The sequence below is a fragment of the Acidocella sp. genome (genome assembly GCF_050253495.1).
Taxonomy (GTDB): domain Bacteria; phylum Pseudomonadota; class Alphaproteobacteria; order Acetobacterales; family Acetobacteraceae; genus Acidocella.
The window spans coordinates 122,844-136,256 of record NZ_JBFWIX010000003.1 but is presented as its reverse complement, the minus strand read 5'-3'; the positions used below and the strand labels follow the sequence as shown (position 1 = coordinate 136,256).

Annotated in this window: 12 protein-coding genes; 3 read left to right on the top strand and 9 right to left on the bottom strand. The window is 64.6% G+C overall.

Annotation, left to right across the window (positions count from 1 at the left end; genetic code table 11):
- The 3 genes from pip to AB7D48_RS04085 are packed head-to-tail and all read left to right on the top strand — an operon-like array spanning nucleotide 1 to nucleotide 2,407.
- Complete coding sequence (gene pip, locus AB7D48_RS04095) at nucleotides 1–951, top strand: prolyl aminopeptidase (protein WP_427976045.1); 951 nt, start codon at nucleotides 1–3, stop codon at nucleotides 949–951.
- Nucleotides 948–1,928, top strand: a complete 981-nt coding sequence (locus AB7D48_RS04090) for a TAXI family TRAP transporter solute-binding subunit (RefSeq protein WP_427976044.1) — start codon at nucleotides 948–950, stop codon at nucleotides 1,926–1,928. Before pip ends, AB7D48_RS04090 begins: the two co-directional genes overlap by 4 nt.
- Nucleotides 1,925–2,407, top strand: a complete 483-nt coding sequence (locus tag AB7D48_RS04085; protein ID WP_427976043.1) for an N-acetyltransferase family protein — start codon at nucleotides 1,925–1,927, stop codon at nucleotides 2,405–2,407. The genes AB7D48_RS04090 and AB7D48_RS04085 overlap by 4 nt, the downstream gene beginning before the upstream one ends.
- Nucleotides 2,408–2,410: 3 nt before the next feature.
- Here AB7D48_RS04085 and AB7D48_RS04080 read toward each other — a convergent pair whose 3' ends face one another.
- The 9 genes from AB7D48_RS04080 to AB7D48_RS04040 form a co-directional block, all read right to left on the bottom strand.
- Complete coding sequence (locus tag AB7D48_RS04080) at nucleotides 2,411–3,085, bottom strand: ABC transporter ATP-binding protein (protein WP_427976042.1); 675 nt, start codon at nucleotides 3,083–3,085, stop codon at nucleotides 2,411–2,413.
- Nucleotides 3,078–4,328: a lipoprotein-releasing ABC transporter permease subunit gene (locus tag AB7D48_RS04075; RefSeq protein ID WP_427976041.1), complete on the bottom strand. Its 1,251-nt coding sequence runs from the start codon at nucleotides 4,326–4,328 to the stop codon at nucleotides 3,078–3,080. Before AB7D48_RS04075 ends, AB7D48_RS04080 begins: the two co-directional genes overlap by 8 nt.
- Complete coding sequence (proS, locus tag AB7D48_RS04070) at nucleotides 4,328–5,620, bottom strand: proline--tRNA ligase (protein ID WP_427976040.1); 1,293 nt, start codon at nucleotides 5,618–5,620, stop codon at nucleotides 4,328–4,330. Before proS ends, AB7D48_RS04075 begins: the two co-directional genes overlap by 1 nt.
- An 8-nt stretch (nucleotides 5,621–5,628) precedes the next feature.
- Nucleotides 5,629–6,786, bottom strand: coding sequence for an acyltransferase family protein (locus AB7D48_RS04065; protein ID WP_427976039.1), 1,158 nt, complete (start codon nucleotides 6,784–6,786; stop codon nucleotides 5,629–5,631).
- A gap of 444 nt (nucleotides 6,787–7,230) precedes the next feature.
- Nucleotides 7,231–8,880, bottom strand: coding sequence for a ribonuclease J (locus AB7D48_RS04060; RefSeq protein WP_427976131.1), 1,650 nt, complete (start codon nucleotides 8,878–8,880; stop codon nucleotides 7,231–7,233).
- Between the two features lie 57 nt (nucleotides 8,881–8,937).
- Complete coding sequence (locus tag AB7D48_RS04055; protein WP_427976038.1) at nucleotides 8,938–9,747, bottom strand: type III pantothenate kinase; 810 nt, start codon at nucleotides 9,745–9,747, stop codon at nucleotides 8,938–8,940.
- A gap of 13 nt (nucleotides 9,748–9,760) precedes the next feature.
- Nucleotides 9,761–10,477: a biotin--[acetyl-CoA-carboxylase] ligase gene (locus tag AB7D48_RS04050; protein ID WP_427976037.1), complete on the bottom strand. Its 717-nt coding sequence runs from the start codon at nucleotides 10,475–10,477 to the stop codon at nucleotides 9,761–9,763.
- Nucleotides 10,474–11,895, bottom strand: coding sequence for an NADH-quinone oxidoreductase subunit NuoN (nuoN, locus tag AB7D48_RS04045; protein WP_427976036.1), 1,422 nt, complete (start codon nucleotides 11,893–11,895; stop codon nucleotides 10,474–10,476). Before nuoN ends, AB7D48_RS04050 begins: the two co-directional genes overlap by 4 nt.
- A complete protein-coding gene (locus AB7D48_RS04040; RefSeq protein ID WP_427976035.1) occupies nucleotides 11,892–13,412 on the bottom strand; it encodes an NADH-quinone oxidoreductase subunit M in 1,521 nt (506 codons plus the stop codon). The genes nuoN and AB7D48_RS04040 overlap by 4 nt, the downstream gene beginning before the upstream one ends.
- Nucleotide 13,413 lies beyond the last annotated feature (1 nt).

Genomic DNA, 13,413 nt, shown 5'->3' with positions numbered 1-13,413 from the left:
ATGCCGCGCGGCGACCTGTTTCCTGATATCGGGCCGTTCGAAACCGGATACCTCCCCCTCTCGGAAGGGCATGTGATGTATTGGGAGCAGGTCGGCAACCCGGCGGGCAAGCCGGTGCTGTTCCTGCATGGCGGGCCTGGCGCGGGGGCCGGCGTGGTGCACCGGCGCTTCTTCGACCCCGCCATCTGGCGCGTGATCATTTTCGACCAGCGCGGGGCTGGACGCTCGCGCCCGCTGGGCGGGCTGGACAACAACAACACGCCGCAACTGATCGCGGATATCGAGACATTGCGGCAATTCCTCAATGTCGAGCGGATGCTGCTCTTCGGCGGCTCCTGGGGCTCGACCCTGGCGCTGGCCTATGCGCAGGCCCATCCCGAGCGCGTGACGGGAACGGTGCTGCGCGGGATCTTCCTGGGGCGGCCGGCGGAGGTGGACTGGTTTCTGTACGGGCTGCAACGCGTGTTTCCGGACGCGCATGCCGCCTTCGCGGGGTTTCTGCCGCCGGAAGAGCGCCACGACCTGCTGACCCATTATTTCAAGCGTCTCACCGATGCCGACCCGCAAACGCAATTCGCCGCGGCGCGGGCCTGGAGTGTGTATGAAGGCTCCTGCTCCACGCTACTGCCCAGCTTCGAGGCGGTTTCGGCCTTCGCGCAGGACCGCACCGCCATCGGGCTGGCGAAGATCGAGGCGCATTATTTCCGCCATGGGCTGTTCCTGCCGGAAGGCGGGCTGCTGGCGCATATGGACCGGCTGAAGGGCATTCCCGCTGAAATCGTGCAAGGACGCTACGACATGATCTGCCCGGCGCAATCGGCCTTTGAACTCGCCGCCGCCTGGCCCGGGGCACGGCTGACGCTGGTGCCCGATGCCGGACATTCGGCATTGGAGCCTGGCGTGCGCGCGGCGTTGCTGGCGGCGCTGGAACGCAGCCGGGTGCTGTCATGAAGCTGGCGCGGCGAACAATTCTGGGGGCGGGACTCGGCCTGGCCTGCGCCCGCGCCGGCAGGGCGGCTGGCCTGGCCTGGCCTGGCGCGCTGATCATGGGCACGGGGCGGCCGGGCGGCTCCTACGCCATTTTTGGCCCCGCCTGGGGGCTGCTGGCGCAAAAGGCAACCAGCATCGACATCGCCTACCGCGCCTCCGGCGGCTCCAGCGCCAATCTGCTGCTGATCGAGGAGGGCAGCGCGCAGCTCGGCCTGTCCACCGTAACGGTGGCGGCGCAGGCGCGGGCTGGCAGCGCGAGCTGGACCGCCGGGGTCAAGCTGAACCGGTTCCGGGCCTTGTTTCCGGCCTACCCGTCCATGCTGCAAATCGTCTCCACCGTGGAAACAGGCATATCCACCCTGGCCGGGCTGGCCGGGCGCGATATTGGCGTGGGCCCGGCGGGCGCCAGCGGCGAGGCCGCGGTGAAAGAGATCTTGACGGCGCTGGGCGTGGTGCCCGGGCGCATCGAAACCGGCGATTACGAGGCCCAGGCCCAGGCCATGCTGGCCGGCAAGCTGGCGGCCTGCGCCTTTATCGGCGCGCCCCCCCTGCCCGCCATCGCCGCCGCCGCCAGGGGCCGCAAACTGGCGCTGATCGGGTTTTCCCAGGCGGAGGCCGAGCAGGCGGGGCGGGTCATTCCGGGCCTGTCGCGCATGATCATGAAGGCCGGAACCTTTCCGGGCCAGACTGTGGATGTCAGCAGCCTCGGCACGATCAACATCGCGGTCGGCACGGCGGAACTGCCCGACACGCTGGCCGCGGCGGTGACAATGGCGGCCTTGAAAAACCGCCATCTCCTCTCCGCCGCCGTGCGCGCCGCCAGCCAGGCACCCGCCATAGCCCCCGTCTACGAAGCGGGGATCAGCTTCCATCCCGGCGCGGCCAAGGCCCTGCGGGAAGCGGGAATCGACGTGCCGCGCAAGGCCGTGCAGGCATGATCGTCCGCCACGCCACCCCAGCCGACCATGACGCGTTGCTGACCCAGCTCTGGGAGCTGAACCGCCATGAGCACGCCTTGACCGGCGACAGGCGGACCGACCGCGCCGGTGCCCAGGACACGCTGGCCGAAGCACTGGCGGCGGTGGCGCAAGGCGAGGGCGATGTGCTCGTCGCCGAGATGGACGGCAAGATCGCTGGGCATCTCTTCATGTTTCTGGACATGGACGATGCCTATGTGCGCGCGGCGTGGCGCCGTTACGCCTTCATCTCGAACCTGTTCGTGGACGAAGCCTTTCGCGGCGGGGGCATTGGCCGCGCCTTGATGGCGCAAGCGGAAAAGATCGCCCTCGCCAAGGGTGTGCGCCGGCTCAGGCTGTATGTTCTGAACGGCAATGAGCGCGCCCGGCGCATTTATGAGGAAGCCGGTTTTTGCGCCCATGGGGTGGAGATGCTCAAACCCCTCACCCCGCCGGCGTGAGGTTCAGGCCAGCCGGCCCTCGCGCAGCACGATTCGCCGGTCCATCCGCGCCGCCAGATCCGGGTTATGGGTGGCGATCAGGGCCGCTGTGTTTTCACTGCGCACCACATGCAAAAGCTCCTCGAACACGATGTTGGAGGTCGTGACATCGAGATTGCCCGTCGGCTCGTCCGCCAGCAGCAGCGAGGGATTGTTGGCCAGCGCGCGGGCAATGGCCACGCGCTGCTTTTCACCGCCCGAGAGCTTGCCCGGCAAATGCGAGGCACGGGCGGCGAGGCCGAATTTCTCCAGCAGCTCCATCGAGCGTTGATTGGCCCGCGTTTGCGTCACGCCCGCGACCATCTGCGGAATGGAGATGTTTTCCAGCGCCGTGAACTCCGCCAGCAAATGATGAAACTGGTAGACGAAGCCGATATATTTGAGGCGCATGGCGGTACGCGCGGCATCGTTCAGCTCGCCCGCGTTCCGCCCGTCGATGATCACCGCCCCCGCATCCGGTTTCTCCAACAGCCCGGCCAGATGCAACAAGGTTGACTTGCCCGAACCAGACGGCGCGACCAGGGCGACGATCTCGCCACGCGAGAGCGTCAGCTCCGCGCCATTCAGCACGGTGAGCGCGCCCTCGCCGGAGCGGTAGGTGCGGCAAAGGGCTTTCAGGGACAGAAGATATTCACTCACTGCGCAATGTCTCCACCGGATCGATCCTGGCGGCGCGCCAGCTCGGGTAAATCGTGGCCAATACCGACAGCACGAGGGACATGACCACCACCTCCGTCACCTCGCGCCAGTCCAGCTCGGCGGGCAGGGATTCCAGGTAATAGATGGTCGGGTTGAAAAGCTGCTGGCCGGTGAGATGCTGAATGAACAGACGGATCTCGTTGATGTGCTGACAGAACAGCACGCCCAGCACGAAGCCGATCAAGGTGCCCAGCACCCCCACGGAGGCGCCCGCCATCAGGAAAATCCGCATGATCGAGCCCGAGCTTGCCCCCATGGTGCGCAGGATCGCGATGTCCCTCGCCTTATCCTTCACCATCATGATCAGGGAGGAGATCACGTTGAAGGCGGCGACGATGATGATCAGCGTGAGGATCAGGAACATCACGTTGCGTTCGACCGTGACGGCGGCAAGGAAGGAATCGTTGTTCTGCTTCCAGTCCTGAATGTTCAGCCCGGTGCCGGGAAACGCATTGACGATGGCCTGCTTCACCGCTTCGTCATGATCCGGGTCGGTGACGAAGACCTGAATCTGCGAGGCCGCGCCGCTCTGCTGGAAGAGCGTCTGCGCGGCGCCAAGCGGCAGAAAGACGAAACTCGAATCATATTGCTGCATGCCGGTCTGGAAGATCGCCACCACCTTGAAGCTCTGAATGGACGGGATGGTGCCGATGACCGTGGCTTTTCCCTGAGGCAGGATCAAGGTGAGTTCGGAGCCGACGGACAGATTGAATTGCTGCGCCAGCGCGCCGCCAATGGCAATGGTGTCGCCCCCGGTAAGATTCGCCAGGCTGCCCGCGATCACATGTTTGGACACGGTGGGAAGCTGGCGCAGGCCATCCTGGGTGATGCCACGCGCGATGCCCCCCGTCGCCCCACCTTGCGGGCCGGACATCAACACCTCCCCCTGCACGATCGGAAACGCCCCTGTCACACCCTTGATGCTTCTGATCTTGCCGGCCATTTCATCGTAATGGGTCAAGGGCGCGCTGGCGCCGTAAACGCCGATATCGCCATTCAGCCCGAGGATCTGACTCAGCAATTCCTGCCGGAAGCCGTTCATCACGCTCATCACGATGATCAGCGTGGCCACGCCGAGCGCGATGCCCACGAGCGAGAAAATGGCAATGACGGAGACAAAGCGCTCACCGCGGCGGGCACGCAGATACCGCGCCGCGATCTTCCGCTCGAAAGCATTGAACATCAGGCGCGGACCTTGGCCAGGGCGTCCTCGACGGGAAGCTCGAAGCGCTCGCCGGTGGCGCGGCGCTTGAGCTCCACCATGCCCTTGGCGGCCCCGCGCGGGCCGACGATGATCTGCCAGGGATGGCCCATCAGATCGGCCTCGGCGAATTTGGCGCCCGCGCGCTCCTCCCGGTCGTCATACAGCGCGTCATGGCCGAAGCTGGCATAGATTGTCTCGCACAGCGCATCCGTGATCCCATCGCCCTGGCGCAGATTGAGGATGGCGGCCTTGAAGGGGGCGATGGCGTCCGGCCAGATGATTCCGGCTTCGTCGTGCCTGGCCTCGATGATGGCGCCAACCAGGCGGGAGACGCCGATGCCGTAAGAGCCCATCTCGGGGAAGAATTTCTGCCCGTCCGGGCCGGTGACGGCGAAGTTCATGGATTTCGAATATTTCGTGCCGAAATAAAAGATCTGCCCAACCTCGATGCCCCTGCCCTCGCGGCGGCGTTCCCGAGGGATTTTGTCCCAGACCCCGGTGTCGTGCTTTTCGTCCGTGGCGGCGTAGATGGTGGTCATCTGCTCGTAAAAACCATCCATATCCGTGGCGGCCAGCGCATCGCCGGCCTCGAAGGCGGCATCGTAGAACACGCCGGATTCGCCGGTGGGGGCGAGCACATGGAATTCGTGGGAGAGATCGCCGCCGATCTGCCCGGTATCGGCGCGCATCGGAATCGCGGTGATGCCGATGCGCTGGAAGGTGCGCATATAAGCGAGCATCATCGCCTTGTAGGAGCGCACCGCGCCGTCGCGGTCGAGATCGAAGGAATAAGCATCCTTCATCAAAAACTCACGCCCGCGCAGCACGCCAAAGCGCGGGCGCACCTCATCGCGGAATTTCCACTGGATCTGATAGGGGATTTGCGGAAGCTCACGGTAGCTCTTGATGGAATCCCGCATGATCGAGGTGATCATTTCCTCGTTGGTGGGGCCAAACAGCAATTCGCGCTCATGGCGGTCGGTGATGCGCAGCATCTCCTTGCCGTACGCATCGTAGCGGCCGGATTCACGCCAGAGATCAGCGCTCTGCACGGTGGGCATCAGCACTTCCTCGGCCCCGGCCGCATCCTGCTCCTCACGCACGATCCGGGCGATCTTGGCGAGCACGCGGTTGCCGGTGGGCAGCCAGGCATAAATGCCCGAGGCCATCTGGCGGATCATGCCCGCGCGCAGCATCAGCCGGTGCGAGACGATCTGCGCTTCGGCTGGCGTTTCCTTGAGGGTGGGAATCAGGCTTTTGGAGAGACGCATGAGGAACCTTAAAACAGGGATTGAGGCTTTTCAGTGGCCGGCGCGGGCGGCGGCGCGGCGGAAGTTTCAAGACGCAGCCAGCGATTGGCCGCCCGCCGGCAGGGTTTTTCGACGATAACGCGCAGCAGGATGGCGAGGATGAAGGTCAGCCCCGTCATCGTCGCGGCGAAGATCAGCTTCTGGCCGGTGGGCTGCCAGCCCAGATGGCGGAAAAGCTGGGAGGTGAGCAGTTCGGCGGTGGCAAAGCTCATATAGAAACAATAAGACAGCATCCCCAGCCCACGCAGCACCGGGCGCTTGCCCAGAACAGGCGGAAACTGCGCCTCGGCCTGCATGTAAAACGTGAAGAGCAGCGCCCACAAGCCGGTCACGGTGACAATATCGATCCCCGCGACGGCGCCGAGGGCCAGCAGCCCCGCTCCACCCCACAGGAATAAACGCCGCACGCCATCCCGGTCCGCCGCGAGCGGAACCAGGCGGTATGTCGCCATGCCGGCCAGGAATTCCGGAAAGAACCGCGCCAGCCCGGCGCCGAAGGCGAGGTTCAGATTATAGTCATGAAAAGCGTAAAGCAGCCCCAGCACGGGCAGCATGGCGACCACGATCTGGACGGATACCAGCCGTATGAAATAGCTCAGCAGGCAGGCGATGAAGGGAAACAGCAGATACCCGGCCCACTCCGTGCTGATCGACCAGGAAGGGTAGTTCCAGGCGCCGAACCGGTCATCCCCCCAGCCTTGCACCAGGAGCAGATTTTGCACCAGCGTCGAGAGGCTGAAACGCTGCGGTTCATGCGCCGCCACGCCGAAGGCCGCCCCCGCGCCGGCCAGCACCAGCAAGATGGCGAGCACCGCCAGATGCACCGGATAAATCCGCGCCAGGCGCTTGCCGTAAAACCGCAGGGCCGCGGCCCGGCCCGGCCCGAGCAGAAGCGGGTGAGCCGTGTCCATCTTCGGCACGTCGAACTCCCGGTGGGCGTGCATGAGGATGAGGCCGGAGAGAATGAAGAACCCGTCCACGCCCATATAGCCATGGGTGACCAGCGCCGCCGCCGGGCCGAGCCATGAGGAAAAATGCAGGTGCAGATCCACATGATAGATGAACACCCAGGCCGCGAAGGCGGCACGGCAGATCGTGAGGTCGGTGATGTCCGGCTTCTGGCTCATCCGCGGATCTGGCTCAGAACCGGACAGCACCAGACAGCTTGCCGCGCAAACCATCTCGCACCGGACCCCGGCTCCGCTCATTGAGTGAGAGGGCGTTTCAGGCATCCGGCCGATCCGCGAGGCGAATCAGTCAGATATGGCCGTACTCTAGATCAAGATCCGCCCGGGTTGAAGCCGCGCCGGCCCCATAAAGCGTGTAAACAGGCCTGAAAGAAAGAAGCCCGCCAGCCCAGTTGGGCGGCGGGCCAAGTTCAGGGAGGAAACGCCAGTCACACGGCAGGATGAAGAACCAAACCTCATCCTGACATCATAATGCAACGCAGCATCATGACCCGTCCAGAAAAAACACCCTCGAAAAAGAGGATTTTTTAGGCTTTTAAGCGAGGAAAGCCGGTTTTTTCGATCCGTTGCATTGTTTTTAGGCTAAAATGGACCGTTTTATGATCAAATACGAAGAATATGAACATCCACCAGAGGTCGCTTACCCAGCGGCTTGCCGACAATGCGGCGCAAGCCGGCCCGGGCCGCATCGGCGAAAGCCGCTTCATCCTGGCGCAAGGCCGGGGCGAGATCCTGTAAAAGCTCCTGAAATTCCCGCTCAAAAGCCAGGCGCTGGGCGCCATCCAGCTCATCCAGCAGGCCGGGGGCGGAAATGCGCGGCAGGCCATGCAGCAGGCCCTTGGCGTCGATGGCGAAACTGCCGACAACGACTCCATTGAACAGCATGCGCTTGCGCGCCGCCAGCACGCCGCCCTTCAGCGGCACCACACGCTGGCCATCCACCGCCAGCCGCCCGGTGGGCACGGAGTCCACCACCGCCGGGCCATTGCCCGTGAACAACACCACATCCCCATCCTCAACCAGCAGGGTCTTGATGCCGGCTTCCTGGGCCAGGGCGGCCTGGGTGGAGAGATGGCGCCATTCGCCATGGGTGGGAATCACATAGCGGGGCCGCACCAGCTTATAGAGCTTGCGCAGCTCCTCACGCGCCGGATGGCCGGAGACATGCACGAACTCGTCCCCATCCACGATCACCTGCACGCCGCGCCGGGCGAGCTGATCCTGCACCGCGAAAATCGCGCGTTCATTACCGGGAATGGTGCGCGAGGAAAAAATCGCCTTGTCCCCGTCTCCCAGCACGGCATAACGATGCGTATCCGCCGCGATGCGCGCCATGGCCGAGCGCGGCTCCCCCTGGCTGCCGGTCACCAGAAGCAGCAGATGATCCTCCGGAATACCGCCGATTTCCTCCTCCGGCACGAAATCCGGCACATCCTGGAGATAACCGGCCTCCTGCGCGGCGGTGATGTAGTTGTTCAGGCTGCGCCCGACCAGCGCGATGTGCCGCCCGGCGATTTCCGCCGCCGCGATGATGCTGGCCACCCGCGCCACGTTGCTGGCAAAGCAGGTGATGGCCACGCGCCCGGTGAGATCCGGCAGGAAGGATTCGAAGCTTTTCTTCACATCGAGCTCGGAGCCGGAATGCCCTTCCACCATGGCGTTGGTGGAGTCCGAGACAATGGCCAGCACCCCCGCATCGCCCAGCGCGCGCAGCGCCGCCTCGTCCGACACCTCGCCGATCACCGGGGCCGCGTCGAATTTCCAGTCGCCGGTATGCAGCACGGTGCCGTGAGCCGTGGTGATGGCCAGGGCCTGGGCTTCCGGGGTGGAATGCGTCATGCGGATATAACGCAGCTTGAAGGGCCCCAGCTCGAAGGCGCCGCCGGGCGGGATAACATGCAGGGGCACCTCGCGCTGCAAACCCGTCTCCTGCAACTTGCGGCGGATGACGGCGGCGGCGAAGGGCGTGGCATAGACCGGGCAGCGCAATTGTGGCCAGAGCCGGGCGATGCCGCCAATATGATCCTCATGCGCATGGGTGATCACCAGCCCCAGCAGATCCTCGCGCTGCTGCGCGATGAAACCCGGATCCGGCAGGATGATCTCGGTCTCCGGCGTTTCCGGGCCAGAGAAGCCCATGCCGCAATCCACCGCCAGCCAGGCGCCGTCGCAGCCATAGAGGTTGAGATTCATCCCGATCTCGCCGGTGCCGCCGAGCGGCACGAAGATGAACCCGTCCTCCGCCTCATCCATCGGAGGGGCGGTCTTGCCTTTGCTATTAGCCACGAACCAGTCTGCTCCCGTGTACGCTCACTCTGTTTCCAGGAACCGCGCGCGGTCGCGCGGTAAGGCTGGGGGCTTATTGCGCAAGGAGAGAAGGCGCAACCCTTCCAGCGTCAGATCAGGGTCGATGGCGGTGAATTTGCTCGTTCCCTCCGCGAAAAGCGGGGCCAGCCCGCCCGTGGCGATGGCTTTCAGGCGAGCGCCGAACTCTCCCTCGATCCGCGCCAGCAACCCTTCGATGAGGCCGATATAGCCCCAGTAAATGCCCGACTGCATGGCGGGCACCGTGTCACGCCCGATAACCGCGTGCGGACGGCCGATGCCGATGCGCGGCAGCCGGGCGGCGGCCTGGTGCAGCGCCTCGATGGACAGGTTGATGCCCGGCGAAATAACCCCGCCGACATAGGCGCCGGCTTCATCCACCACGTCGAAGGTGGTGGCGGTGCCGAAATCCACCACCACCAGCGGGCCGTGATAATGCTGATGCGCCGCCAGCGCGTTCAACAGCCTGTCCGCCCCCACCCCCTCGGGATTATGCGTCTTGATGGCGAAGCCCCAGTCCAGCGGGGCACGGGCCACCAGCGGCTCGGCCTCGAACCATTCCCGGCACAGGCGCCGCAGATGATACAAGGCCGCGGGCACCACCGTGCCGATGACCGCATGGGAAATATCCCCCGTGGCGATGCCGGCACGGCGCAGCAGCGCCTCCAGCCAGACGCCATATTCATCCGAGGTGCGTTGCGTGGACGTGGCCAGGCGCCAGTTGCCGCGCCATTCCACACCGTCATGCACGGCAAATACGATGTTGGTATTGCCCGCATCGATGACCAGAAGCATGCTTCCCTCCCCGCTATGAGCCCCTTGCCAGCAAGACTTCGCCGGTATTGATGGTTTCGATACGATCTTCACATTGCAACAGCAATTCGCCGCTGGCCGAGAGCCCGGCGAAGCGCCCCGAACGGCGCTGCCCGGCATAGGCGATGTCCATCTGCGTGCCCGGGGGATGGGCCCTGGCCAGCCAGGCGGCGAGAATCTCCGAGGCCGGCGCCTCCAGCCAGCCTTCCAGCCGGACGAGGATGGCCCTGGCGGCGGTCTCGGGGGCGATGTCCAACCCTTGCGCCGCCAGCGCGGCGGTCCGGCGGCCGGGAATATCCGGCGCGGCCTTCAGATTGACGCCGATCCCGACGCAGAGCCAGTCCAGCCGCTCACCATCGGGCGCCGCGTCGATGAGGAGCCCCGCCAGCTTGGCCCCGCCGCACAAGACATCGTTGGGCCATTTCAGAGACAGGGAACGAGCCCCCAGCCCTTTCAGCGCCTCCGCCACGGCGATGCCGCAGAGCAGGGAAAACAGCCCCGCCCGCGCCGGCGGCTGGGCCGGGCGGAGCAGAATGGATAGGTTCAGGTTCCCCTCCGGCGCGCTCCAGGCCCGCCCGCGCGAGCCACGCCCGGCCGTCTGCCGGTGCGCCAGTACCGCGAGGCCAGCGGGCTCGCCCGCCTTGGCCCGGCGCACCACTTCATCCGACGTGGATCCCAGCTCCGCATGGGCCTCCAGACGCCAGGAGATCACCCCATCAAGGCTTTCGCGGCCGCGCCCGCCACCGCCATCAACGGACCGGGGATGACGACGAAGAACATGGTGATCACCGCGCCCACGGCCATCACGAACCCGGCGCCGGCGGAGGTCTTGTCGAATTGCGGCTGACCCTGGTCGAAATACATCACCTTGATCACGCGCAGATAGTAGAAAGCGCTGATGACGCTGGCGATGATACCGATGATGGTCAGCGTGTCATAGCCATGATTGAACGCGGTGGCGAAGACGTAAAGCTTGGCGAAGAAGCCCGCCAGCGGCGGAATGCCCGCCATGGACCACATGAACAGCGCGAAGGCGAAGGCATAGGCTGGATGCTCACCCGAGAGCCCGGCGAGATCCTCTATCCGCTCGACCGCCTGGCCGTTGCGGCGCATCGCCACCACGCACGCGAAAGCGCCAAAGGACATCACCACGTACAGCGCTATATAAACCAGCGTGGCCTGCACCCCCGCCACCGTGCCGGTGGCCAGCCCCATCAGGGCGAACCCCATATGGCTGACGGAGGAATAAGCCAGCAGACGCTTGATGTTGGACTGGCCGATGGCGGCGAGAGCGCCGATCACCATCGACAGCACCGCGAGAATCTGGATGAGGGACTGCCACTCATCGACGAGATGACCGAACGGCCCTTCCATCACCGAGAGAAACAGGGCCATGGCCGCGGCCTTGGGCGCCGTGGCGAACAGCGCCGTGACGGAGCTGGGCGCCCCCTCATACACATCCGGCGCCCACATATGGAAAGGCGCGGCGGAAATCTTGAAGGCCAGCCCCACCAGCACGAACACCAACCCGACAATGGTGCCATAATCGGCCCCATGCCGGAAAACCTCGGCCAGCGTGGCGAAATTGGTGGTGCCCGCGAAGCCGTAAACCAGCGAGATGCCGTAAACCAGCAAGCCCGAGGCCAGGGCGCCGAGGACGAAATATTTCAACCCCGCCTCGGTGGAGCGCAAGCTGTCGCGCGCCAGGGCGGCGGAAATATACAAGGCCAGGGATTGCAGCTCGAACCCGACATAAAGGGTCATCATGTCGGCGGCGGAGATCATGACGATCATGCCGAGCACCGCGAACAGCACCAGGATCGGATACTCGAACCGGGCGATCTTCTCGCGCTTATTGTAATCGACCGAGAGAATGAGCGCCGCGATGGCGCCGAGATAGACCAGAATATCCGCATAGCGGGTGAACAGGCTGGTCTTGAGCAGCCCGCCGAACAGCACCGCGTCGGGTGCTAGCCAGGTCAGCACCGCGGCGATGATCATCAGCACCACGGCGCCGAAGGTCACCGCGGAGGTGGCGTCGGTTTTCTTGGCCAGCACGCCGCCGAGCAGCAGCACCATGCCGCCAACCCCCAAAAACAGGGCCGGAAGAAGAGAATATGTTTCGGTCATTTCGCGCTCACCATGGCCAGGGCCATATGCGGGTTAAGGGCAGCGACATGCGCCTGCACCAGGGCGGAGATCGGCGCGTCGAACGCATGGGTGAAGCTGGAGGGATAGACGCCCAGCCACATCACCAGCACCGCGAGCGGCACCAGCATGGCATATTCACGGCCCGTGAGATCCTTGAGCTTGGCCAGATCCGGACGGGCATATTTCTCGAACAGCACCGCGCGGACCAGCACCAGCGAATAGGTGACGCCCAGCACCATGCCCGCGCCGCCCAGCAGCGAGACCCAGAAATTCACCTTCAACGCGCCGACGATGACGAGGATTTCACCGATGAAGCCGGACGTGCCGGGCAGGCCCATATTGGCCAGCGTGAAGAACATCAGCGCCGCGGCGAAAACCGGCATGTTCACCGCCAGGCTGCCGAGATTGCGCAAAGTGAGCGTCTCGCCGCGCGCGGTGACGATGCCCGCGCAAATGAACAGCCCCGCGATGACCAGCCCATGGCTGAGCATCTGGAACAAGGCCCCCTCGATCCCTTCCACCGTGAAGGTGAACAGGCCGATGACGATGACCCCCATATGCGCGACCGAGGAATAGGCGATCATGCGCTTCATGTCCGTCTGCGCCAGGGCGACATAGGAGATATAGATCACCGCCACCACGCCGAGCACGAACATCAGCGGCTCGAACATGGCCGAGGCGTTGGGCAGCATGGGGATGGCGAAACGTAGGAAACCATAAGCCCCCATTTTGGAGAGCACGGCGGCCAGCATGATTGTGCCGGGCACCGGGGCCTCGCCATAGGCATCCGGCAGCCAGGTATGCAGCGGCCACACCGCCGCCTTGACACCGAAGGCCGCCAGGAAAGCCAGGAACAGCCAGGTCTGCGCGGAGGCCGGAATATGGGCATGAGCCATCACCGCCATGTCCGTGGTGCCGAGATGGCGCCAGATCCAGACCACGGCCAGCAGCATGAAGAGCGAGCCGGCCAGGGTGAAGACGAAGAACTTCACCGCCGCATAGACGCGCCTCTCGCCACCCCAGACACCGATGATCAGATACATCGGCAGCAGCACGGCCTCGAAGAAAATATAGAACAGCACGAAATCCGTGGCGGCGAACATGCCGACCGTCATCGTCTCCAGCAGCAGCATGGCGGCGAAGAAGGAGCGCGCGCGGGTCTTGATGCCGTTACCGGCGAGGATGGCGATGGGGGTGAGCGCCAGGGTCAGCAGGATGAGGAACAGGCTGATGCCATCGACACCCATGCGGTATTCGACATTGATCCCGGCGAGCCAGGGCATCTCCTCGACGAACTGATACCCCGCGATGGCGGGGTTGAATTGCGTCCAGACATAAATCCCCAGAAGCAGCACCACCATGGAGAAGATGAAGGCGATGCAACGGGCCTTGCCGGCCGCCTTCTCGTCGTCCCCGCTCAGCGTGGCAACCAGGAAGGCGCCCAGCAGCGGCAGATAAGTGATGAGCGAGAGGATGGGAAAACCGAGCTGGTTCATG

Coding starts and splice junctions, on each gene's coding strand:
- AB7D48_RS04090 (WP_427976044.1), top strand. CDS start 948: ATGAAGCTGGCGCGGCGAACAATTCTGGGGGCGGGACTCGGCCTGGCC.
- AB7D48_RS04040 (WP_427976035.1), bottom strand. CDS start 13,412: ATGAACCAGCTCGGTTTTCCCATCCTCTCGCTCATCACTTATCTGCCG.
- AB7D48_RS04065 (WP_427976039.1), bottom strand. CDS start 6,786: ATGAGCCAGAAGCCGGACATCACCGACCTCACGATCTGCCGTGCCGCC.
- AB7D48_RS04075 (WP_427976041.1), bottom strand. CDS start 4,328: ATGTTCAATGCTTTCGAGCGGAAGATCGCGGCGCGGTATCTGCGTGCC.
- AB7D48_RS04060 (WP_427976131.1), bottom strand. CDS start 8,880: ATGGATGAGGCGGAGGACGGGTTCATCTTCGTGCCGCTCGGCGGCACC.
- proS (WP_427976040.1), bottom strand. CDS start 5,620: ATGCGTCTCTCCAAAAGCCTGATTCCCACCCTCAAGGAAACGCCAGCC.
- AB7D48_RS04055 (WP_427976038.1), bottom strand. CDS start 9,747: ATGCTTCTGGTCATCGATGCGGGCAATACCAACATCGTATTTGCCGTG.
- AB7D48_RS04085 (WP_427976043.1), top strand. CDS start 1,925: ATGATCGTCCGCCACGCCACCCCAGCCGACCATGACGCGTTGCTGACC.
- nuoN (WP_427976036.1), bottom strand. CDS start 11,895: ATGACCGAAACATATTCTCTTCTTCCGGCCCTGTTTTTGGGGGTTGGC.
- pip (WP_427976045.1), top strand. CDS start 1: ATGCCGCGCGGCGACCTGTTTCCTGATATCGGGCCGTTCGAAACCGGA.